This window comes from Burkholderia sp. CCA53, assembly GCF_001685525.1.
Lineage (GTDB): Bacteria > Pseudomonadota > Gammaproteobacteria > Burkholderiales > Burkholderiaceae > Burkholderia > Burkholderia multivorans.
The window spans coordinates 1010345-1029225 of the sequence record NZ_BDDJ01000001.1 but is presented as its reverse complement, the minus strand read 5'-3'; the positions used below and the strand labels follow the sequence as shown (position 1 = coordinate 1029225).

General features: G+C 68.0%; 18 protein-coding genes. 15 read left to right on the top strand and 3 right to left on the bottom strand.

Features of this window, described 5'->3' with window-relative positions:
* Positions 1-171: 171 nt before the first annotated feature.
* On the top strand, positions 172-1071 hold the full coding sequence (cynR, locus tag BCR55_RS04750) for a transcriptional regulator CynR (protein WP_006407576.1): 900 nt from the start codon (positions 172-174) through the stop codon (positions 1069-1071).
* A gap of 7 nt (positions 1072-1078) precedes the next feature.
* On the opposite strand, the gene BCR55_RS04745 is transcribed toward cynR, so the two are convergent.
* Positions 1079-1801: a FadR/GntR family transcriptional regulator gene (locus BCR55_RS04745; protein ID WP_081336714.1), complete on the bottom strand. Its 723-nt coding sequence runs from the start codon at positions 1799-1801 to the stop codon at positions 1079-1081.
* Between the two features lie 209 nt (positions 1802-2010).
* Between BCR55_RS04745 and BCR55_RS04740 the strand changes: the two genes are divergently transcribed.
* The 3 genes from BCR55_RS04740 to BCR55_RS04730 all read left to right on the top strand — a co-directional run bounded on the left by BCR55_RS04740 (position 2011) and on the right by BCR55_RS04730 (position 5065).
* Positions 2011-3330 (top strand): C4-dicarboxylate transporter DctA, encoded by a 1320-nt coding sequence (locus BCR55_RS04740; RefSeq protein ID WP_006400352.1) that lies wholly within the window; start codon positions 2011-2013, stop codon positions 3328-3330.
* A gap of 189 nt (positions 3331-3519) precedes the next feature.
* Positions 3520-4527 carry an allantoicase gene (gene alc, locus BCR55_RS04735; RefSeq protein ID WP_065494253.1) on the top strand — a complete coding sequence of 336 codons (1008 nt, stop codon included), beginning with the start codon at positions 3520-3522 and terminating at the stop codon, positions 4525-4527.
* 13 nt (positions 4528-4540) lie between these two features.
* A complete protein-coding gene (locus BCR55_RS04730) occupies positions 4541-5065 on the top strand; it encodes an ureidoglycolate lyase (RefSeq protein ID WP_006407573.1) in 525 nt (174 codons plus the stop codon).
* Positions 5066-5156: 91 nt separating this feature from the next.
* Here the strand turns inward: BCR55_RS04730 and fur are convergent, their stop codons facing one another.
* Complete coding sequence (gene fur / locus BCR55_RS04725; protein WP_006400349.1) at positions 5157-5585, bottom strand: ferric iron uptake transcriptional regulator; 429 nt, start codon at positions 5583-5585, stop codon at positions 5157-5159.
* A gap of 142 nt (positions 5586-5727) precedes the next feature.
* Here fur and BCR55_RS04720 point away from each other — a divergent pair, with 142 nt between their 5' ends.
* From BCR55_RS04720 to BCR55_RS04680, 9 genes are all read left to right on the top strand, one after another.
* The gene (locus BCR55_RS04720) at positions 5728-6510 is read left to right on the top strand and encodes an outer membrane protein assembly factor BamE (RefSeq protein ID WP_006400348.1); all 783 of its coding nucleotides are present in this window, start codon (positions 5728-5730) and stop codon (positions 6508-6510) included.
* A 65-nt stretch (positions 6511-6575) separates the two neighbouring features.
* Positions 6576-7373 (top strand): 4-hydroxy-tetrahydrodipicolinate reductase, encoded by a 798-nt coding sequence (gene dapB, locus BCR55_RS04715; protein ID WP_065494252.1) that lies wholly within the window; start codon positions 6576-6578, stop codon positions 7371-7373.
* 17 nt (positions 7374-7390) lie between these two features.
* Positions 7391-8059, top strand: a complete 669-nt coding sequence (locus BCR55_RS04710) for a MotA/TolQ/ExbB proton channel family protein (RefSeq protein ID WP_006407571.1) — start codon at positions 7391-7393, stop codon at positions 8057-8059.
* Between the two features lie 24 nt (positions 8060-8083).
* A complete protein-coding gene (locus tag BCR55_RS04705) occupies positions 8084-8545 on the top strand; it encodes a biopolymer transporter ExbD (protein WP_006407570.1) in 462 nt (153 codons plus the stop codon).
* Between the two features lie 273 nt (positions 8546-8818).
* On the top strand, positions 8819-11413 hold the full coding sequence (gene leuS, locus BCR55_RS04700; protein ID WP_053297641.1) for a leucine--tRNA ligase: 2595 nt from the start codon (positions 8819-8821) through the stop codon (positions 11411-11413).
* Positions 11414-11451: 38 nt separating this feature from the next.
* The gene (gene lptE, locus BCR55_RS04695; RefSeq protein ID WP_006400343.1) at positions 11452-12003 is read left to right on the top strand and encodes an LPS assembly lipoprotein LptE; all 552 of its coding nucleotides are present in this window, start codon (positions 11452-11454) and stop codon (positions 12001-12003) included.
* A gap of 18 nt (positions 12004-12021) precedes the next feature.
* Positions 12022-13116: a DNA polymerase III subunit delta gene (gene holA, locus BCR55_RS04690; RefSeq protein ID WP_006407568.1), complete on the top strand. Its 1095-nt coding sequence runs from the start codon at positions 12022-12024 to the stop codon at positions 13114-13116.
* Positions 13117-13264: 148 nt separating this feature from the next.
* Complete coding sequence (locus BCR55_RS04685) at positions 13265-14536, top strand: glutamate-5-semialdehyde dehydrogenase (protein ID WP_006407567.1); 1272 nt, start codon at positions 13265-13267, stop codon at positions 14534-14536.
* A 21-nt stretch (positions 14537-14557) separates the two neighbouring features.
* The gene (locus BCR55_RS04680) at positions 14558-14980 is read left to right on the top strand and encodes a CopD family protein (RefSeq protein ID WP_006400340.1); all 423 of its coding nucleotides are present in this window, start codon (positions 14558-14560) and stop codon (positions 14978-14980) included.
* Between the two features lie 81 nt (positions 14981-15061).
* On the opposite strand, the gene BCR55_RS04675 is transcribed toward BCR55_RS04680, so the two are convergent.
* Positions 15062-15910, bottom strand: coding sequence for a MurR/RpiR family transcriptional regulator (locus BCR55_RS04675; RefSeq protein ID WP_006407566.1), 849 nt, complete (start codon positions 15908-15910; stop codon positions 15062-15064).
* Positions 15911-16201: 291 nt separating this feature from the next.
* On the opposite strand from BCR55_RS04675, the gene edd reads away from it, so the two are divergent.
* Positions 16202-18058 (top strand): phosphogluconate dehydratase, encoded by a 1857-nt coding sequence (edd, locus tag BCR55_RS04670; protein WP_006407565.1) that lies wholly within the window; start codon positions 16202-16204, stop codon positions 18056-18058.
* A 25-nt stretch (positions 18059-18083) separates the two neighbouring features.
* On the top strand, positions 18084-18710 hold the full coding sequence (eda, locus tag BCR55_RS04665; RefSeq protein ID WP_006400336.1) for a bifunctional 4-hydroxy-2-oxoglutarate aldolase/2-dehydro-3-deoxy-phosphogluconate aldolase: 627 nt from the start codon (positions 18084-18086) through the stop codon (positions 18708-18710).
* The last annotated feature ends 171 nt before the right edge of the window (positions 18711-18881 follow it).

Genomic DNA, 18881 nt, shown 5'->3' with positions numbered 1-18881 from the left:
GCATTGCGCACACGAAGCGGCCGAGCGCTGCACAGCTGCGCCGGGCCGCCCCGGGGCGCGACGGCGAGTGCGTTGCGCGGAGCGGATGTGCGTATGATGCGGAAATCGAGTCATAGCGTCCAAGACTCGATCCTTATACGATGCATTGGTAAAACCAATACTTGAGCCGCCATGCTGCTTCGTCACATCCGCTATTTCCTGGCCGTCGCCGAGCAGGGCAGTTTCACGCGCGCGGCCGATGCGCTGCATGTGTCGCAGCCGACGCTGTCGCAGCAGATTCGCCAGCTCGAGGAAACGCTCGGCGTGCCGTTGTTCGACCGCTCGGGCCGCACGGTGCGGCTCACCGAATTCGGCGACGTCTACGCGAAGCACGCACGCGCGGCGCTGCACGCGCTCGACGCGGGCGCGCGTGCGCTGCACGATGCGGCCGATCTCGCGACCGGCTCGCTGCGGCTCGCGATGATGCCGACCTTCGCGGCCTATCTGAGTGGCTCGCTCGTCGACGCGTTTCATGCCGCGTATCCGAACGTCGTGCTGACGATCGACGCGATGCCGCAGGCGCGCATGGAGGCGCTGCTCGTCGAAGACCGTCTCGATGCGGGCTTCGCGTTCGTGCCGGCGCGCGCGCCGGAGATCGACGCGCTGCCGCTCTGGGACGAATCGCTCGCGTTCGTGACCGCGCGCACGCATCGGCTCGCGCGCCGTCGCCGCGCGCTCACGCCGGCCGAGCTGAGCGGCGAGCCGCTGGTGCTGCTGAGCCGCGCCTTTGCGACGCGCGAGCGCATCGACCGCTATTTCGTCGAGCATCGCGCGCAGCCGCGGATCGCGATCGAGACGAACACGGTCAGCGCGGTGCTCGAACTCGTGCGACGCGGACGGCTCGCGACCGTGCTGCCCGACGCGGTCGCGCGCGGCAGCGACGAGCTGTGCGCGCTGCCGGTCGACCCGCCGCTGCCGACGCGCACGGCCGCGCTGCTCACGCGCAAGGGCGCCTATCGCAGCGTCGCGGCGCGCGCATTCATCGAGTGCGCGCTCGCGTATCGCGTGCCGTCGCCGGCGTCGAGGGTGTAGGCGGCGCTTACGCGTCCGGTGTCGGGAAAAAGATGCCCGCGCGCTGCGCGGCATTCGAGATGTGCGTTTCGATCGCGGTGCCGGCCGCGGCCGCGTCGCGCGCACTCAGCGCATCGACGATCGCGCGATGCTCGTGCCAGGTCGACAGCAGCAGCTCGCGCCGGTAGAACGGCATGCGCTGGCTTTCCTTCATGATGTCCGCGCTGCTGCGCAGGACCGATTCGATCGCCGCATTGCCGGCCAGATGGATGATGCGCATGTGGAACTCGAAGTCGAGCTGCGACGCGTCCTCGAGCGCGTTCTCGGTGAGCGCGACGTGCAGATCGGCGAGATTGTCTTCGAACCACGCGATGTCGTCGTCGCTGACGACGCGCGCGGCCATCCGCGCGGCGAAGCCTTCGAGCGCGTAGCGCATCTGGTACGTGTCGGGCGGCGACGACTGTTCGGCGAACTGCCACGCATGGGCGGTGGTCGCGCGCGCGCTTTCGACATACACGCCCTTGCCGGCGCGAATGCGCAGCATGCCGAGCGCTTCGAGCGTCGACAGCGCCTCGCGCAACGACGCACGACTGATCTCCAGCTCCTCGGAGAGCTGCCGCTGGGCCGGCAGCAGGCTGCCGACCGGATACACGCCTGCCTCGATCCGGTCGCGGATCGTCGCGATGGCGGCGTCGGTCACGGTATGCGGAACGTTTTTCATGAGGTGAACGATGGCCGGTCTGACCGGCATTGTAAACCGCGCCGGCGCCGCGCATCCGCGGCTACGGGAAAGCCACGACACGGCCGGTTTTCCGCGTCGCACCAGTTCGGCTGCGGGGCGGGAAATCCCTATTTTGACGAGCCTTGACGCGACTATATCGGCTTCCTACTATCGACCATAACATCACTGGTCTTACCAGTATGAACAGACGAAACTGCAACCCATCTCGGGAGAGCGCCGTGTCAAAGTTCCTCAATTCGCTGTTTGGTCGAGTCGTGATCGCACTGATCCTCGGGGTCGCGCTCGGCGCGTTCTTCCCGCATTTCGCCGAGTCGCTGAAACCGCTCGGCGACGGTTTTCTGAAGCTCATCAAGATGGTGATCGGGCCGATCGTGTTCTGCGTCGTGGTGAGCGGGATGGCCAATGCGGGCGACCTGAAGAAGGTCGGCCGCGTCGGCCTGAAGGCCGTCGTCTACTTCGAGGTGATGACGACGCTCGCGCTCGGCATCGGGCTCGTCCTCGCGTGGCTCACGCGGCCGGGCGAAGGGATGAACATCAACCTGCACTCGCTCGACGCGTCGTCGCTCGCGTCGTACGCGAAGAACGCAGAGAGCCTGAAGGACACGGCCGGCTTCCTGATGAAGATCATCCCCGACACCGCGATCGACGCATTCGCGAAGGGCGACATCCTGCAGATCCTCGTGTTCGCGGTGCTGTTCGGCTCGGCGCTGTCGCTGCTCGGCGACAAGGCCAAGCGCGTGAACGGGCTGATCGAGGAGCTGTCGCACGTGTTCTTCCGCGTGATCGGCTTCATCATCAAGCTCGCGCCGCTCGGCGTGCTCGGCGCGATCGCGTTTACGACCGGCAAGTACGGCGTCGCATCGCTGAAGCAGCTCGGCTATCTCGTCGCGGTGTTCTACGTGAGCTGCGCGGTGTTCGTCACGGTCGTGCTCGGCATCGTGATGCGGCTCGCCGGCTTCTCGGTGTTCAAGCTGATCCGCTACCTGCGCGAGGAACTGTCGATCGTGCTCGGCACGGCTTCGTCGGACGCGGTGCTGCCGCAGGTGATGCGCAAGCTCGAATACATGGGCGTCAAGGATTCGACCGTCGGCCTCGTGATCCCGACCGGCTATTCGTTCAACCTCGACGGCTTCTCGATCTATCTGACGCTCGCGGTGCTGTTCATCGCGCAGGCGACCAACACGCCGCTGTCGGCGCACGATTTGATCGTGGTCCTGATCGTGTCGATGATCACGTCGAAGGGCGCGCACGGGATTCCGGGCTCGGCGATCGTGATTCTCGCGGCGACGCTGTCCGCGATTCCGGCGATTCCGGTGCTGGGCCTCGTGCTGATCCTGCCGGTCGACTGGTTCGTCGGGATCGCCCGCGCGCTGACGAACCTGATCGGCAACTGCGTCGCGACGGTCGTGGTCGCGGTGTGGGAGAACGACATCGACCGCGCACGTGCGAAGCGCGTGCTGAACCGCGAGCTGCGCTACGTGCCGGCCGAGGAGGACGGCGCGACGCCGGTCGCCGGCGACCAGGCTCACGCGCTCTGAGCGCCGCGCGGCGGTCTGCCCCGGACCGTCCGCGCACGTTGCAACCGGCCGGCGCAGCGATGCGCCGGCATTTCATCAGGACGGCGGGCTACGGAGGCGGGCAAGCGTGACGCGCCCGCCGCACCGGCCTGCTTCGCCAGGCTGGCGCGCGCGGCGACGCGCGACGTGCAGCCGATAATTGGAGACGACATGGCAGCCCCCATTCTCGACCCGAACGCGCCGGCCTTCACGCGGCGCTACATGAATCTCGCCGATCCGCGCCTGGGCGCCGCTGCGCTGTTCGCGAGCGACGAATTCTTCGCGCCGAAGGAGCGCATGCTGAACCCCGAGCCGGCCGTGTTCATCCCCGGCAAGTACGACGATCACGGCAAGTGGATGGACGGCTGGGAGACGCGCCGCAAGCGCACGACCGGTCACGATTTCTGCGTCGTGCGGCTCGCGCGGCCGGGCGTGATCCACGGCGTCGACCTCGATACGAGTCACTTCACCGGCAATTTCCCGCCGGCCGCGTCGATCGACGCCTGCTTCGCGGACGGCGACACGCCGTCGGACGACGCCGAATGGCACACCATCGTGGCTGCGACGACGCTGCAGGGCAACGCGCATCACTACGTCGAGGTCGCCGATGCGCGGCCGTACACGCATCTGCGCGTGAACCTGTATCCGGACGGCGGGCTCGCGCGGCTGCGCGTGTACGGGCAGCCGCAGCGCGACTGGAGCCGCGTGCCGGCAGGCGAACCGGTCGATCTGGCCGCGATCGAGAACGGCGCCTATCTGGTCGCCGCGAACAACCAGCACTTCGGTGCCGCCTCGCAGATGCTGATGCCGGGGCGCGGCGCGAACATGGGCGACGGCTGGGAGACGCGGCGCCGCCGCGAGCCCGGCAACGACTGGGCGATCGTCGCGCTGGCGCGGCCGGGCATCATCCGGCGCGTCGAAGTCGATACCGCGTTCTTCAAGGGCAACTTCCCGGACCGCTGTTCGCTGCAGGCCGCGCACGTCACGGGCGGCACCGACGATTCGCTGGTCACGCAGGCGATGTTCTGGCCCGAACTGCTCGGCGAGCAGAAGCTGTCGATGGACAGCGTGCACACGTTTGGCGATCTCGCGGCGCTCGGCCCCGTCACGCACGTGCGCTTCAACATCTTCCCGGACGGCGGCGTGTCGCGGCTGCGTCTGTGGGGCGAACCGGCCTGACGAGGGAGTGGCGATGAGCAGCTTGCATACTCTGCGCGTCGAGCGTCTGACCCGCGAAGCATTTGCGCCGTTCGGCGACGTGATCGCACTCGAAGGCGCCCGGCATTTCCCGATCAACGGCGGCACGACCGAGCGCTTCCACGATCTCGCGAACATCGACGTCTGCGCGGACGGCGGCCGTCCGCTCGTCAGCGTGTTTCGCGCGCAGCCGCGTGCGCTGCCCGTCGCGCTCACGCTGATGGAGCGCCATCCGCACGGCAGCCAGGCGTTCATTCCGCTGGCGGCGGTGTCGCGCTACGCGGTCGTCGTCGCGCCGGCCGGCGAGTTCCGGCCCGACGCGATGCGCGCGTTCCTCGCGGAAGGCTGGCAGGGCGTCAACTACGCGAAAGGCGTGTGGCACCATCCGCTGCTCGCGCTCGACGCGGTCAGCGACTTCGTGATCGTCGATCGCGGCGGCCCGCAGCCGAACTGCGACGAGATCCCGCTCGACGGCGCCTGGGCGCTCGAATTCGAGCCGGCTTGCGCGGGCGCGCTCTGACGCGCGCGGCGGCCGAACGGCCGCCGGAAAAACAGACGGCCCGGGCGGCGACATGCCGGCCGGGCCGTGTGCGCATCGGCGCTGCTGTCGGTCAGTGCTTGCGGTGCGGGCAGTTTTCGGTGGTGCACGACCCGTACATCGCAAGCGAGTGCTCCTGGAGGCGGAAACCGCGCTCCTTCGCGATCGCCTGCTGGCGGCTTTCGATTTCGGCGTCGAAGAACTCCTCGACGCGCCCGCAGTCGAGGCAGACGAGGTGGTCGTGGTGCGAGCCTTCGTTCAGCTCGAACACGGCCTTGCCCGATTCGAAGTTGCTGCGCGACAGCAGCCCGGCCTGCTCGAACTGCGTGAGCACGCGATAGACGGTGGCGAGCCCGATGTCGAGCTGCTCGTTGAGCAGGTTGCGGTAGACGTCTTCGGCGGTCAGGTGCCGCACGGGGCTCTGCTGGAAGATCTCGAGAATCTTGAGGCGCGGTAGGGTGGCCTTTAGCCCGATATTCTTGAGATCCGTCGGATTGGTCATGGCTAGGCGTCCCTAGAGTACAATGCAGGGCTTCAATGTTACCGGCTTTTCGCCGTTCCAGAAACACGCGCGGCCTGCGACGCGGGCCAGCACGGTGAGGGAAATGATTCCAGAATCTCTTTCGCACTTTCAGAGGAGCCGCATGCGGAGTGCCATCATCGCTGCCGCCGCCGTTGCCGCGCTGGCTGGTTGTTCGTCGTACGACAGCGTGACGCAGCGCATCGCGCAGAGCATCACGCCTTATCGGATCACCGTCGTGCAAGGCAACTTCGTGTCGCAGGAGAAGGCCGCGCAACTGCAGACCGGCATGACGCGCGAGCAGGTCCGCGCGCTGCTCGGCACGCCGCTGCTGACGGACATGTTCCACGCCGACCGCTGGGATTACCTGTTCTACTTCAAGCGCGGCTCGACGTCGGTCGTCCAGCAGCGCGATCTCGTGCTGACGTTCTCGGGCGATCGCCTCGCGAGCTGGACCGGTGCCGAGAATCTGCCGTCCGAGCTCGATCTGCTCGCCGACATCGACGGCGACCGCCGCGGCAAGAAAGCGGCGAAGGACAAGGCGGCCGCCGCCGCGGCCGCGAGCGGCGCGAGTGCGGTCACGACGGCAAGCGCGCCGACGTCGGTCGGCGAGGTCGTCGATCAGGATGCGAACGCGCGGGCGGCGCGCGCGGCTAACCGCGCGACCAATCAGGTCTCCGGCCAGGGCTCCGCTACGCGGCACTTCACGCCGTCCGCGCAGGCATCGGGCGGTGCGCCGGTGCCGGGCGGCCAGCCGCCGGGCGCCGTGCCGGCGATCCAGCCGCAGTTCCAGTTCCATCGGCCGCCGCAGCCGAACGTCTCGAACGAAGCGGCGCCGCCGGTCGGCCCGCAAGGGTCCGACACGCTGCAGAACCAGCCGCTCACCGCACCCGCGCAGTCGCAGTAAGCGGTGCGCGCGTGCAACCGGGGCGGCCCGCGCCGCCTGCCTTTAGACCTGTCGTGTAGAAAGCCATGAAGATTGCGATTGCCGGCGCATCGGGCCGGATGGGCCGGATGCTGATCGAAGCCGTTCTCAACGATGCCGACGCGCAGCTCGTCGGCGCGCTCGACCGCGCCGGCTCGCCGTCGCTCGGTCAGGACGCCGGCGCGTTCCTCGGCAAGGATACCGGCGTCAAGCTGACCGACGACATCGACGCGGTGTTCGCGCAGGCCGACTATCTGATCGACTTCACGCGTCCGGAAGGCACGCTCGCGCACGTCGAGGCCGCGCTGCGCCACGACGTGAAGCTCGTGATCGGCACGACCGGCTTCACGGCGGAGCAGAAGGCCGTGCTTCATGCGGCCGCCGAGAAAGTCGCGATCGTGTTCGCGGCGAACATGAGCGTCGGCGTCAACGTCACGCTGAAGCTGCTCGAATTCGCGGCGAAGCACTTCTCGCACGGCTACGACATCGAAATCATCGAGGCGCACCACCGCCACAAGGTCGACGCGCCGTCGGGCACCGCGCTGATGATGGGCGAAGCGGTCGCCGGCGCACTCGGCCGCTCGCTCGACGACTGCGCGGTGTACGGGCGCCACGGTGTGACGGGCGAGCGCGATCCGTCGACGATCGGCTTCGCGGCCGTGCGCGGCGGCGACATCGTCGGCGATCACACGGTGCTGTTCGCCGGCATCGGCGAGCGGATCGAGATTACCCACAAGTCGTCGAGCCGCGTGTCGTACGCGCAGGGCGCGCTGCGTGCCGTGCGCTTCCTGTCGGCGCGCGATGCGGGCCTGTTCGACATGCAGGACGTGCTCGGCCTGCGCTGACGCGACGGGGAACCCCGATGGCCATTCCCACCGGCGTTGTCCACTACCTCGAAAGCGGCGATGCGATCACGCACGCCGTCGCCTACGTGCTGCTGGCGATGTCGATCGCCAGCTGGTGCTTCCTCTTGATGAAGGCATGGCTGCTCGTGCGCGCGAAGCGGCAGGGGCCACGTGCGCTCGCGGCGTTCTGGCGCGCGTCGTCGCTCGAGTCGGGCATCGCCGCCCTGGCCGGTGCCGATCGCGAGCGCGTGTTCGTGCCGCTCGCGGAGGCCGCGCGCGACGCGGCCGACGAACATGAGCCGGCCGCGCTGGCCGCGCGCGTCGAGCGCAGCGAACGCGTGCTGCGCGCGCTGCGTCATGCGATGCTGCGCTCGCAGCGGCGCCTCGAATTCGGTCAGGTGCTGCTCGCGTCGATCGGCAGCACGGCGCCGTTCGTCGGGCTGCTCGGCACCGTATGGGGCATCTACCATGCGCTCGGCAGCATCGCCGCGAGCGGGCAGGCGCAGATCGAGAACGTCGCGGGGCCGGTCGGCGAAGCGCTGATCATGACCGCGTTCGGGCTCGTCGTCGCGATTCCGGCCGTGCTCGCGTACAACATCCTCGGGCGGCTCGTCCGGCAACTCGCCGAGGAACTCGACGGCTTCGCGCGCGATCTGCACGTGTTCGTCTGCGCGCAGCCCGCGTGACGCCCGCTTCCCGGAGGAACGCTCATGGCATTCGGCGGACTCGAGCACCACAAGACGTCCGCGCCGATGGCGGAGATCAACATGACGCCGCTGATCGACGTGATGCTCGTGCTGCTCGTCATCTTCATCATCACCGCGCCGCTGATGACGCACGCGATCCGGCTCGACTTGCCGAAGGTCGCGGCAAGCGTCGCGCGCGACACGCCGCAGTCGGTCACGCTGTCGATCGACGATGCGGGCAAGCTGTACTGGAACGACACGCCGATCGCGCTCGAGGCGCTGCCCGCGCGCTTCCGGCAGGCCGCCGCGAGCGCTGCGCCGCCCGAGCTGCGGCTGCGCGCGTCGCGCGCGACGCGCTACGACGTGATCGCGCAGGTGATGGGCGCCGCGCAGGCCGCGGGCCTCACGCGGATCGGCTTCGTCACCGACATGCCGCCCGCCGGCACCGCAGGGCCGGCCGCGCCCGCTGCGCCGGCCGCGCACTGACGCCGCCCGCAGCGCTCGTGGCCGTCGCGGCCGCGATGCGCGATGCCCGCGACACCGGCCTTACGCGCCGGCGCGGGCGGTATAATCGACGTTTTTCCCGGTCGGCAGGATTGTCCTGGTCATCCGGAGCCCGCGTGGGCGTTCCGGCGATGCACCGGGCACCGGCGGCCGGGCCCGGCACGGCCCGCCTGTTCCTGCGCCGGGCCAGCACGATTTTCGATCCACTCCGCGCGCGAGCCGTCGCGTCGCATAAAGCCTAGTCCGAACCACACCATGCACGAGAGATACGTACCCGCCGACGTCGAAGCCGCCGCCCAGGGCGACTGGCGCGCAGCCGATGCCTACAAGACGCAGGAAGACGCGCAGAAGCCGAAGTTCTACTGCGTGTCGATGCTGCCGTATCCGTCCGGCAAGCTGCACATGGGTCACGTGCGCAACTACACGATCAACGACGTGATGTACCGCTATCTGCGGATGAACGGCTACAACGTGCTGATGCCGATGGGCTGGGACGCGTTCGGGATGCCCGCGGAGAACGCCGCGATGGCCAACGGCGTGCCGCCCGCGAAGTGGACCTACGACAACATCGACTACATGAAGGGCCAGATGCAGTCGATGGGCCTCGCGATCGACTGGTCGCGCGAAATCGCGACCTGCAAGCCCGACTACTACAAGTGGAACCAGTGGCTGTTCCTGAAGATGCTCGAGAAGGGCATCGCATACAAGAAGACGGGAACCGTGAACTGGGATCCGGTCGACCAGACCGTGCTCGCGAACGAGCAGGTGATCGACGGCCGCGGCTGGCGCTCGGGCGCGCTCGTCGAGAAGCGCGAAATCCCGATGTACTACCTGCGCATCACGCAGTACGCGGACGAGCTGCTGAACGACCTCGACGGCCTCGGCTGGCCCGAGCGCGTGAAGATCATGCAGCAGAACTGGATCGGCAAGAGCTTCGGCGTGAACTTCGGCTTCCCGTACGAACTCGACGGCGAGAAGCAGCTGCTGCGCGTGTTCACGACGCGCGCCGACACGATCATGGGCGTCACGTTCTGCGCGATCGCGGCCGAGCATCCGCTCGCCACGCGCCTCGCGCAGGGCAAGCCCGAGCTGCAGGCGTTCATCGACGAATGCAAGCGCGGCGGCGTCGCCGAGGCCGACATGGCGACGATGGAGAAGAAGGGCGTCGCCACCGGCTTCTCGGTCACGCATCCGCTGACGGGCGAGCCGGTCGAGGTGTGGATCGGCAACTACGTGCTGATGAGCTACGGCGAAGGCGCCGTGATGGGTGTGCCGGGCCATGACGAACGCGACTTCGCGTTCGCGAAGAAGTACGGCCTGCCGATCAAGCAGGTGATCGCGGCCGAAGGCCATACGTACTCGCTCGACGCCTGGCAGGAGTGGTACGGCGACAAGGACATCGCGGTCTGCATCAACAGCGGCAAGTACGACGGCCTCGGCTACGCGGCGGCCGTCGATGCGGTCGCGGCCGACCTGAAGGCGGGCGGCTTCGGCGACAAGCAGGTCACGTGGCGTCTGCGCGACTGGGGCATTTCGCGCCAGCGCTACTGGGGCACGCCGATCCCGATCATCCACTGCCCGTCGTGCGGCGACGTGCCGGTGCCGGAACAGGACCTGCCCGTCGTGCTGCCGGAAGACCTCGTGCCGGACGGCTCGGGCAACCCGCTCGCGAAGTCCGAAGCGTTCCTGAACTGCACGTGTCCGAAGTGCGGCGCGGCCGCGAAGCGCGAAACCGACACGATGGACACCTTCGTCGATTCGTCGTGGTACTTCTCGCGCTACACGGCGCCGGACGCCGAGACGATGGTCGACGCGCGCACCGACTACTGGATGCCGATGGACCAGTACATCGGCGGCATCGAGCACGCGATCCTGCACCTGCTGTATTCGCGCTTCTGGACGAAGGTGATGCGCGACCTCGGCCTCGTGAAGTTCGGCGAGCCGGCGAAGAACCTGCTCACTCAGGGCATGGTGCTGAACGAGACGTACTATCGCGAGGACGCGGCGGGCAAGAAGACCTGGTACAACCCGGCCGACGTGACGGTCACGCACGACGACAAGGGCCGCCCGGTCGGCGCGACGCTGAACGCCGACGGCCAGCCGGTCGTGCTCGGCGGCATCGAGAAGATGTCGAAATCGAAGAACAACGGCGTCGACCCGCAGGTGCTGATCGACCAGTACGGCGCGGATACCGCGCGCCTGTTTACGATGTTCGCCGCGCCGCCCGAGCAGCAGCTCGAGTGGTCGGGCGCCGGCGTCGAAGGCGCGAGCCGCTTCCTGCGCCGCGTGTGGAGCTTCGGCTATGCGAACCGCGAAGCGCTCGCCTCGCGCGCGGGCTTCGATGCGGCCGCGCTCGGCGACGCCGACAAGGCGCTGCGCCGCGAAATCTACAGCGTGCTGAAGCAGGCCGACTTCGACTATCAGCGTCTGCAATACAACACGGTCGTGTCGGCCGCGATGAAGATGCTGAACGCGATCGACGGTGCGAAGAGCGCGACGCCGGCCGTGCTGCGCGAAGCGTACGGCGTGCTGCTGCGCGTGCTGTATCCGGTGGTTCCGCACGTCACGTACGAGCTCTGGAAGGCGCTCGGCTATGCCGACGAATTCGGTCCGCTGCTCGACGCGCCGTGGCCGAAGGTCGACGAGGCGGCGCTCGAGCAGGCCGAGATCGAACTCGTGCTGCAGGTGAACGGCAAGGTGCGCGGCGCGCTGAAGGTCGCGAAGGACGCGAGCCGCGAGGCGATCGAAGCCGCGGCGCTGGCCGACGACGCGTTCGCGAAGTTCGGCGAAGGCAAGCCGGCGAAGAAGATCGTCGTCGTGCCGGGCCGCCTCGTGAACATCGTCGTCTGACGGCCGCCGGCCGTCGGGCGTACACAGAAGGAGCCAAGGTGATCCGCAGATCGTTTTTGATGCTCGTCGGCAGCGCGGTCGCGCTGTCCGCATGCGGTTTCCAGTTGCGCGGCCAGCAGGACTACGCGTTCAAGCACCTGCTGATCGCCGGTGCGCCGGCGCCGGTGTCGGCGCGGCTCACGCGCCTCGTCGAGGGCGGCAGCGACACGAAGATCGTCAAGTCGATCGACGATGCCGATGCCGTGCTGCGTATGTGGGAATCGCGCGGCCAGAACACGCTGACGCTGAACCAGTACGGTTCCGCACAGGAATACGCGCTGTTCTACACGCTGAACTACACGCTGACGAGCAAGGACGGCACCGTGCTGATTCCGCCGAGCGCGATCGCGCTGAACCGCGCGATGACGTACAGCGACCAGTACACGAACGCGAAGGCGCAGGAAGCGGACATCCTGTACGCGGACATGCAGAACGACGCGGTCGATCAGCTGATGCGCCGCCTCGCGATCGTGCATTCGCTGACACCGCGTCCGGAAGACGTGGTGCCGGGCGTCGCGCCGCGCGCGCCGCTGCCGCCGCCGCCGCTTTGATCCGCGCCGCACGCACCGATGCAATTGCGACTTGATGCACTGGAGCCGCACCTCGCGAAGGGGTTGGCCGGGCTCTACACCGTCTACGGCGACGAGCCGCTGCTCGCGCAGGAGGCGTGCGACCGCATTCGCGCGGCCGCGCGCGCCGCCGGCTTCACCGAGCGTTCGGTGCATACGGTCGAGCGCGGCTTCGACTGGAGCGTGCTGCTCGGCGCGACGCAGGCGATGTCGCTGTTCGGCGAGCGCCAGCTGATCGAGCTGCGCATTCCGTCGGGCAAGCCGGGCAAGGAAGGGGCCGACGCGCTGAAGGCGCTGGCGGCCGCCGACAATCCCGATGCGCTGATGCTCGTCACGCTGCCGCGTCTGGATGCGGCCACGCAGAAGTCCGCGTGGTTCACCGCGCTGCAGAACGGCGGCGTCGCGCTGAAGATCGATCCGGTCGACCGCGCGCAGCTGCCGAACTGGATCGGCCAGCGTCTCGCGATGCAGGGGCAGCGCGTCGCGCCCGGCGACGACGGCCGGCGCGCACTGCAGTTCATCGCCGAGCGCGTCGAGGGCAACCTGCTCGCGGCGCATCAGGAAATCCAGAAGCTCGGGCTGCTCTATCCGCAGGGCGTGCTGTCGTTCGAGCAGGTGCACGATGCCGTGCTGAACGTTGCGCGCTACGACGTGTTCAAGCTGAACGAAGCGATGCTTGCCGGCGACGCCGCGCGGCTCGCGCGGATGATCGACGGGCTCAAGGGCGAGGGCGAGGCGATCGTGCTCGTGATGTGGGCCGTCGTCGAGGAGTTGCGCACGCTGCTGCGGATCAAGCGCGGCACCGCGGCCGGCAAGCCGCTCGCGACGCTGCTGCGCGAGAACCGCGTATGGGGCCCGCGCGAGCGGCTGATCGGTCCGGCGCTGAACCGCGTGTCCGAGGCCGTGCTCGAAAAGGCGCTCGCGTTTGCCGCGAAGCTCGACCGGCAGGTCAAGGGTCTCGCCGCCGTGACGCCCGGCCGCCGCACGCACGACGATCCGCCGCCCGATCCGTGGGACGGGCTGTTTCAGCTTGCGATGACGGTCGCCGGGCCGCAGCACGAGCGACCGCCGACCGCGGGTCGCGTGCGGCGTTAGGTCCCGTTCCGGGCCTCAGCGTACGCATCGCAACCCGCTTACAATGCTCCGAAGCTGGCGCAGCCTGCCCGCTGCCGCACCGGGCGCCGCGCCACGCCAGCCCCACGAATTCATGCCGCGCCACGCGGCTCGCTTCTCGAGTCACACGATGGATATCGATCAGTACATGACCGACCTGGGCCGCCGCGCCCGGCACGCGTCGCGCGCGATGGCGCGCGCCAGCACCGCCGCGAAGAACGCGGCGCTCGAGGCCGTCGCGCGCGCGATCGAGCGCGATGCGCAGGCGCTGAAGGACGCGAACGCGCGCGACGTCGCGCGGGCGCGCGAAAAGGGGCTCGATGCGGCGTTCGTCGATCGGCTGACGCTGTCCGACAAGGCACTGAAGACGATGGTCGAAGGGCTGCGCCAGGTTGCGTCGCTGCCGGATCCGATCGGCGAGATCGGCAATCTGAAGTACCGTCCGAGCGGGATCCAGGTCGGTCAGATGCGCGTGCCGCTCGGCGTGATCGGGATCATCTACGAGTCGCGCCCGAACGTGACGATCGACGCGGCCGCACTGTGCCTGAAATCGGGCAATGCGACGATCCTGCGCGGTGGCTCGGAAGCGCTCGAATCGAACACCGCGCTCGCGAAACTGATCGGCGAAGGGCTCGCGGCGGCCGGGCTGCCGCACGATGCGGTGCAGGTCGTCGAGACGGCCGATCGCGCGGCCGTCGGCAAGCTGATCACGATGACCGAATACGTCGACGTGATCGTGCCGCGCGGCGGCAAGAGCCTGATCGAGCGACTGATCAACGAAGCGCGCGTGCCGATGATCAAGCACCTCGACGGCATCTGCCACGTCTACGTCGACGATCGCGCGGATCTCGACAAGGCGCTGACCGTCTGCGACAACGCGAAGACGCACCGCTACGGCACCTGCAATACGATGGAGACGCTGCTCGTCGCGAGCGGCATCGCGGCGAAGGTGCTGCCGCCGCTCGGCAAGCTGTATCGCGACAAGCAGGTCGAGCTGCGCGTCGATGCGGCCGCGCGCGCGGTGCTCGCCGATGCGGGCGTCGGCCCGCTCGTCGACGCGACCGAAGAAGACTGGCACACCGAATATCTCGCGCCGGTGCTCGCGATCAAGATCGTCGACGGGCTCGATGCGGCGATCGAGCACATCAACCATTACGGCTCGCATCATACCGATGCGATCGTCACCGAGGATCACGACCGTGCGATGCGCTTCCTGCGTGAAGTCGATTCGGCGAGCGTGATGGTCAACGCGTCGACGCGGTTCGCGGACGGCTTCGAGTTCGGCCTCGGCGCCGAGATCGGCATCTCGAACGACAAGCTGCACGCGCGCGGCCCCGTCGGCCTCGAAGGGCTGACGTCGCTGAAGTACGTCGTGCTGGGGCACGGCGAAGGCCGGCAGTAACGCGAAGCGAGGCGCAAACCGATGGCGATGCTCTGGATCAAGACCTTCCATATCGTTCTGATCGCCGCGTGGTTCGCGGGCCTGTTCTATCTGCCGCGCATCTACGTGAACCTCGCGATGGAAACCGATCCGGCCGCGGTGCGCCGGCTGCTGCTGATGGCGCGCAAGCTGTTTCGCTTCATGACGTTCATTGCGGTGCCGGCGCTCGCATGCGGCTTGTGGCTCTGGCTCGTGATCGGCATCGGACAGGGGCAGGGCTGGATTCACGCGAAGGTGACGGTCGTGCTGCTGCTGATCGTCTATCACGCGTACTGCGGGCATCTGCTGAAGGTGTTCGAGCGCGGCGAAAACCGTCGCACCGACAAGTGGTATCGCGTGTTCAACGAACTGCCGGTGCTCGGCATGCTGGCTGCGGTCGCGCTGGTCGTGATCAAGCCGTTCTGAGCGGCGCAGGCCGACGATACGCGGCAAGCGCACGGCGCCCTTCGGGGCGCCGTTTGTTTTTGCGTCGTGCGCGGCGAGCCCTCAGTCCTTCGCGCCGTCGTCGATCCGGCGGCGCGTGATCGCTTCCTTCGCGCGGCCGACGCGTTCCATCAGCGCCGGCCCGCGCGACAGCGCGACGCCGACCGCGAGGATGTCGCCGATCGCGAGGTGCGACATGCGCGACGTCATCGGCGAAAACACGTCGGTTTCCTCCGCGATGTTCGATGCGAGGCTGACGGTCGCGAGCTTCGCGAGCGGCGAGTGGCTGTGCGTGATCGCGACGACCTTCGCGCCGCACGCGAGCGCCGCACGCGCCGCGTCGACGATGTCGCGCGTGCGGCCCGTGTTCGAGATTGCGACGACGACGTCCTGCGGGCCGAGCAGCGCGGCCGACATCGAGAACGTGTGCGGATCCGAATACGCGACGCTCGGCACGCCGAGCCGGAAGAACTTGTGCTGGATGTCCTGCGCGGCGATGCCCGAGCCGCCCGCACCGTAGAACTCGATGCGCGACGCATTCGACAGCAGCGCGATCGCCTCGGCGACGCTGCCGGCCGACAGGCTGTTGCGCACCTCGATCAGCGCGCCGATCGTGCGATCGAACACCTTGCCGATGATGCCGGGCGCCGGCTCGTCGGGTTCGACGTCGCGATAGACCGACGACACGCCGGGCGCGACGCTCTGCGCGAGCCGGATCTTGAACTCACGAAAGCCGCTGCAGCCGAGCGCCTGGCAGAAGCGCGCGATCGTCGGCTGGCTGACGCCCGCGCGTGCCGACAGCTCGGTCATCGCGAGGTCGAGCACCTCGCGCGGCGCGGCGAGAATGTAGTCGGCGAGCTTGCGCTCGGACGGGCGCAGTTCGGCGCGGATCGCTTCGATACGGGGCAACATGGGGCAGAGGCAGGAAATCGGGTTCGGATGAGCGAGTGTATCGCAGTCGAATTGTAGAAAATCTACATGAAAATGCTAGCGGAAACCGCACGGTTTGCCGCGAGAGGCGATCATCGGGATAAGGGTTTTCACTAATCTGGTATTGGCTCTTAGCGGGAATGCGCGTTGCACGACGACGAAACCGCATTGCGCGTGTGTAGTTTTTCTACTAGACTGCGTTCGTTCGGTCGACGCATCGACCGTCCCCACGATTCCAACCGCCGGCGCGGCCGGCATACAGGAGCGCCCAGCATGACGTCGCTGCATCCCACTCTGGCGAAAGTCACCGAACGCGTGATCGCCCGCAGCCAATCGACCCGTTCCGCCTATCTGCAGCGCATCGACGGCGCGCAAGGCAAGTTCCCGGCGCGCGGCGCGCTGTCGTGCGCGAACCTCGCGCACGGCTTCGCGGGTCTCGAGGGCAGCGACAAATTCGCGATCAAGGCGATTCGCGAGCCGAATATCGGCATCGTTTCGTCGTACAACGAGATGCTGTCCGCGCATGCGCCGTACAAGGACTTCCCCGACATCATCAAGGCCGCCGCGCGCGAGAACGGCGGCGTCGCGCAGTTCGCGGGCGGCGTGCCGGCGATGTGCGACGGCATCACGCAGGGCAATCCGGGGATGGAGCTGTCGCTGTTCTCGCGCGAGGCCATCGCGATGGGCACGGCAATCGCGCTCACGCACAACATGTTCGACGCGGCGCTGTGCCTCGGCATCTGCGACAAGATCGTGCCGGGCCTGCTGATCGGCGCGCTGCAGTTCGGCCACTTGCCGACGATCTTCGTGCCGGCCGGCCCGATGACGAGCGGCCTGTCGAACGACGACAAGGCGAAGATCCGCCAGCAGTTCGCGACGGGCCAGGTCGGCCGCGACGCGCTGCTCGAAGCCGAGTCGGCCGCCTATCACGGTCACGGCACCTGCACGTTCTACGGCACGGCGAACAGCAATCAGATGCTGATGGAGCTGATGGGGCTGCATCTGCCGGGCGCCGCGTTCATCCATCCGCACACGCCGTTGCGCGACGCGCTGACGGCCGAAGCCGCGCGCCGCGTGCTCGATCTGACCGTCGAGCGCGGCCAGTACACGCCGATCGGCCACGTGATCGACGAGAAGGCGATCGTCAACGGCATCGTCGCGCTGCTCGCGACCGGCGGCTCGACCAACCATACGCTACACCTCGTCGCGATCGCGCGCGCGGCTGGCGTGCTGATCGACTGGAACGACTTCGACGAACTGTCGGCCGTCGTGCCGCTGCTCGCGAAGATCTACCCGAACGGCAAGGCCGACGTGAACCATTTCCACGCGGCAGGCGGCGTCGCGTTCCTCGTGCGCAATCTGCTCGAAGGCGGCCTGCTGCACGAAGACGTGACGACGGTCGCCGGCAAGGGGCTGTCGCACTACACGAAGGAGCCGAAGCTGATCGACGGCAAGCTGACGTGGGTCGACGGCGCGGCCGAGAGCCACGACACGAAGGTGCTGCGCAGCATTCGCGATCCGTTCCAGCCGGACGGCGGCCTGCGTCTGATGCAGGGCCGGCTCGGCCGCGGCGTGATCAAGATTTCGGCCGTCGCGCCCGAGCACCGCAAGGTGAAGGCGCCGGCGATCGTGTTCGACTCGCAGGAAGCGGTGCAGGAAGCGTTCGATCGCGGCGAGCTGAAGCGCGATTTCGTCGCGGTCGTGCGTTTCCAGGGTGCGCGTGCGAACGGCATGCCGGAGCTGCATCGTTTGACGCCGCTGCTCGGCGTGCTGCAGGATCAGGGCTTCCACGTCGCGCTCGTCACCGACGGGCGCATGTCGGGCGCGTCGGGCAAGGTGCCGGCCGTGATCCATCTGTCGCCGGAAGCGCTGCTGGGCGGCCCGATCGGCAAGGTGAAGACGGGCGACCTGCTCGTGATCGATGCGGAAGCCGGCGTGCTCGACATCGAGGTCGACGCCGCCGAATGGGAGGCGCGCCCCGTCGCGCAGCCGCAGCATCAGGCCGACAACGAGGTCGGGTTCGGGCGCGAGCTGTTCGGCGTGTTCCGCGCGGCGGCCGCGCCGGCCGAGCAGGGCGCATCGGTTTTCGGGGCGCTGGTCGGCGAAACGGCCGCCCGCGTCGCCGCATGAATTTCCAGATCAAGGAGTGTTATCGATGAAGACGATTGCCGAAATCGTGAAGCTGGGCCCCGTCATTCCGGTGCTCGCGTTCGACTCGGTCGAGCAGGGCGAGCATGTGTCGCGTGCGCTGCACGCGGGCGGCGTGAAGGTGCTCGAGATCACGCTGCGCACGCCGGCCGGCCTCGAGGCGATCCAGCGCGCGAGCCAGCTCGCGGACGACATCGTCGTCGGCGTCGGCACGATCACGAAGCCCGAGCACTGCGCGCAGGCGAAGCGCGCGGGCGCGAAGTTCGGCGTCTCGCCGGGCCTGACGAAGGAACTGCACCTCGCGTCGCTCGATGCGGACCTGCCGCTGCTGCCGGGCGTCATGACGCCGAGCGACATCATCCAGGCGCTCGAATTCGGCTACGAGATCGTCAAGTTCTTCCCCGCGCAACAGGCGGGCGGCGTGCCGATGCTGCAGGCATTCCACGGCCCGTTCCCGACGCTCAAGTTCTGCCCGACGGGCGGCATCACGGCCGATACCGCGCCGACTTTCCTGAAACAGCCGAACGTCGTGTGCGTCGGCGGCTCGTGGCTCACGCCGAAGGCGGCACTCGCCGCGCAGGACTGGGCCGAAGTCACGCGTCTCGCGCAAGCCGCCAGCCAGCTGCCGCGCTAAGACTTGCATCCGGCGACCGTCCAACCCTCGGTAAACGAGCGCTTAGTGCTTGTTTTACCGAGGGTTTTTGCTGATGGAACCGGTTCTATCCGCGGGGCGTAAAGATAAGTAAAATTCAGCGTCCTGACGGGGTGGGAACCCCCCGTGTATCGGAGACCTGCATAGCCGGGC

Excerpts from the sequence above, each read along its gene's own strand:
- cynR (WP_006407576.1), top strand. The coding sequence starts at position 172 with ATGCTGCTTCGTCACATCCGCTATTTCCTGGCCGTCGCCGAGCAGGGC.
- BCR55_RS04745 (WP_081336714.1), bottom strand. The coding sequence starts at position 1,801 with ATGCCGGTCAGACCGGCCATCGTTCACCTCATGAAAAACGTTCCGCAT.
- alc (WP_065494253.1), top strand. The coding sequence starts at position 3,520 with ATGGCAGCCCCCATTCTCGACCCGAACGCGCCGGCCTTCACGCGGCGC.
- BCR55_RS04730 (WP_006407573.1), top strand. The coding sequence starts at position 4,541 with ATGAGCAGCTTGCATACTCTGCGCGTCGAGCGTCTGACCCGCGAAGCA.
- fur (WP_006400349.1), bottom strand. The coding sequence starts at position 5,585 with ATGACCAATCCGACGGATCTCAAGAATATCGGGCTAAAGGCCACCCTA.
- BCR55_RS04720 (WP_006400348.1), top strand. The coding sequence starts at position 5,728 with ATGCGGAGTGCCATCATCGCTGCCGCCGCCGTTGCCGCGCTGGCTGGT.
- dapB (WP_065494252.1), top strand. The coding sequence starts at position 6,576 with ATGAAGATTGCGATTGCCGGCGCATCGGGCCGGATGGGCCGGATGCTG.
- BCR55_RS04710 (WP_006407571.1), top strand. The coding sequence starts at position 7,391 with ATGGCCATTCCCACCGGCGTTGTCCACTACCTCGAAAGCGGCGATGCG.
- BCR55_RS04705 (WP_006407570.1), top strand. The coding sequence starts at position 8,084 with ATGGCATTCGGCGGACTCGAGCACCACAAGACGTCCGCGCCGATGGCG.
- leuS (WP_053297641.1), top strand. The coding sequence starts at position 8,819 with ATGCACGAGAGATACGTACCCGCCGACGTCGAAGCCGCCGCCCAGGGC.
- holA (WP_006407568.1), top strand. The coding sequence starts at position 12,022 with ATGCAATTGCGACTTGATGCACTGGAGCCGCACCTCGCGAAGGGGTTG.
- BCR55_RS04685 (WP_006407567.1), top strand. The coding sequence starts at position 13,265 with ATGGATATCGATCAGTACATGACCGACCTGGGCCGCCGCGCCCGGCAC.
- BCR55_RS04680 (WP_006400340.1), top strand. The coding sequence starts at position 14,558 with ATGGCGATGCTCTGGATCAAGACCTTCCATATCGTTCTGATCGCCGCG.
- BCR55_RS04675 (WP_006407566.1), bottom strand. The coding sequence starts at position 15,910 with ATGTTGCCCCGTATCGAAGCGATCCGCGCCGAACTGCGCCCGTCCGAG.
- edd (WP_006407565.1), top strand. The coding sequence starts at position 16,202 with ATGACGTCGCTGCATCCCACTCTGGCGAAAGTCACCGAACGCGTGATC.
- eda (WP_006400336.1), top strand. The coding sequence starts at position 18,084 with ATGAAGACGATTGCCGAAATCGTGAAGCTGGGCCCCGTCATTCCGGTG.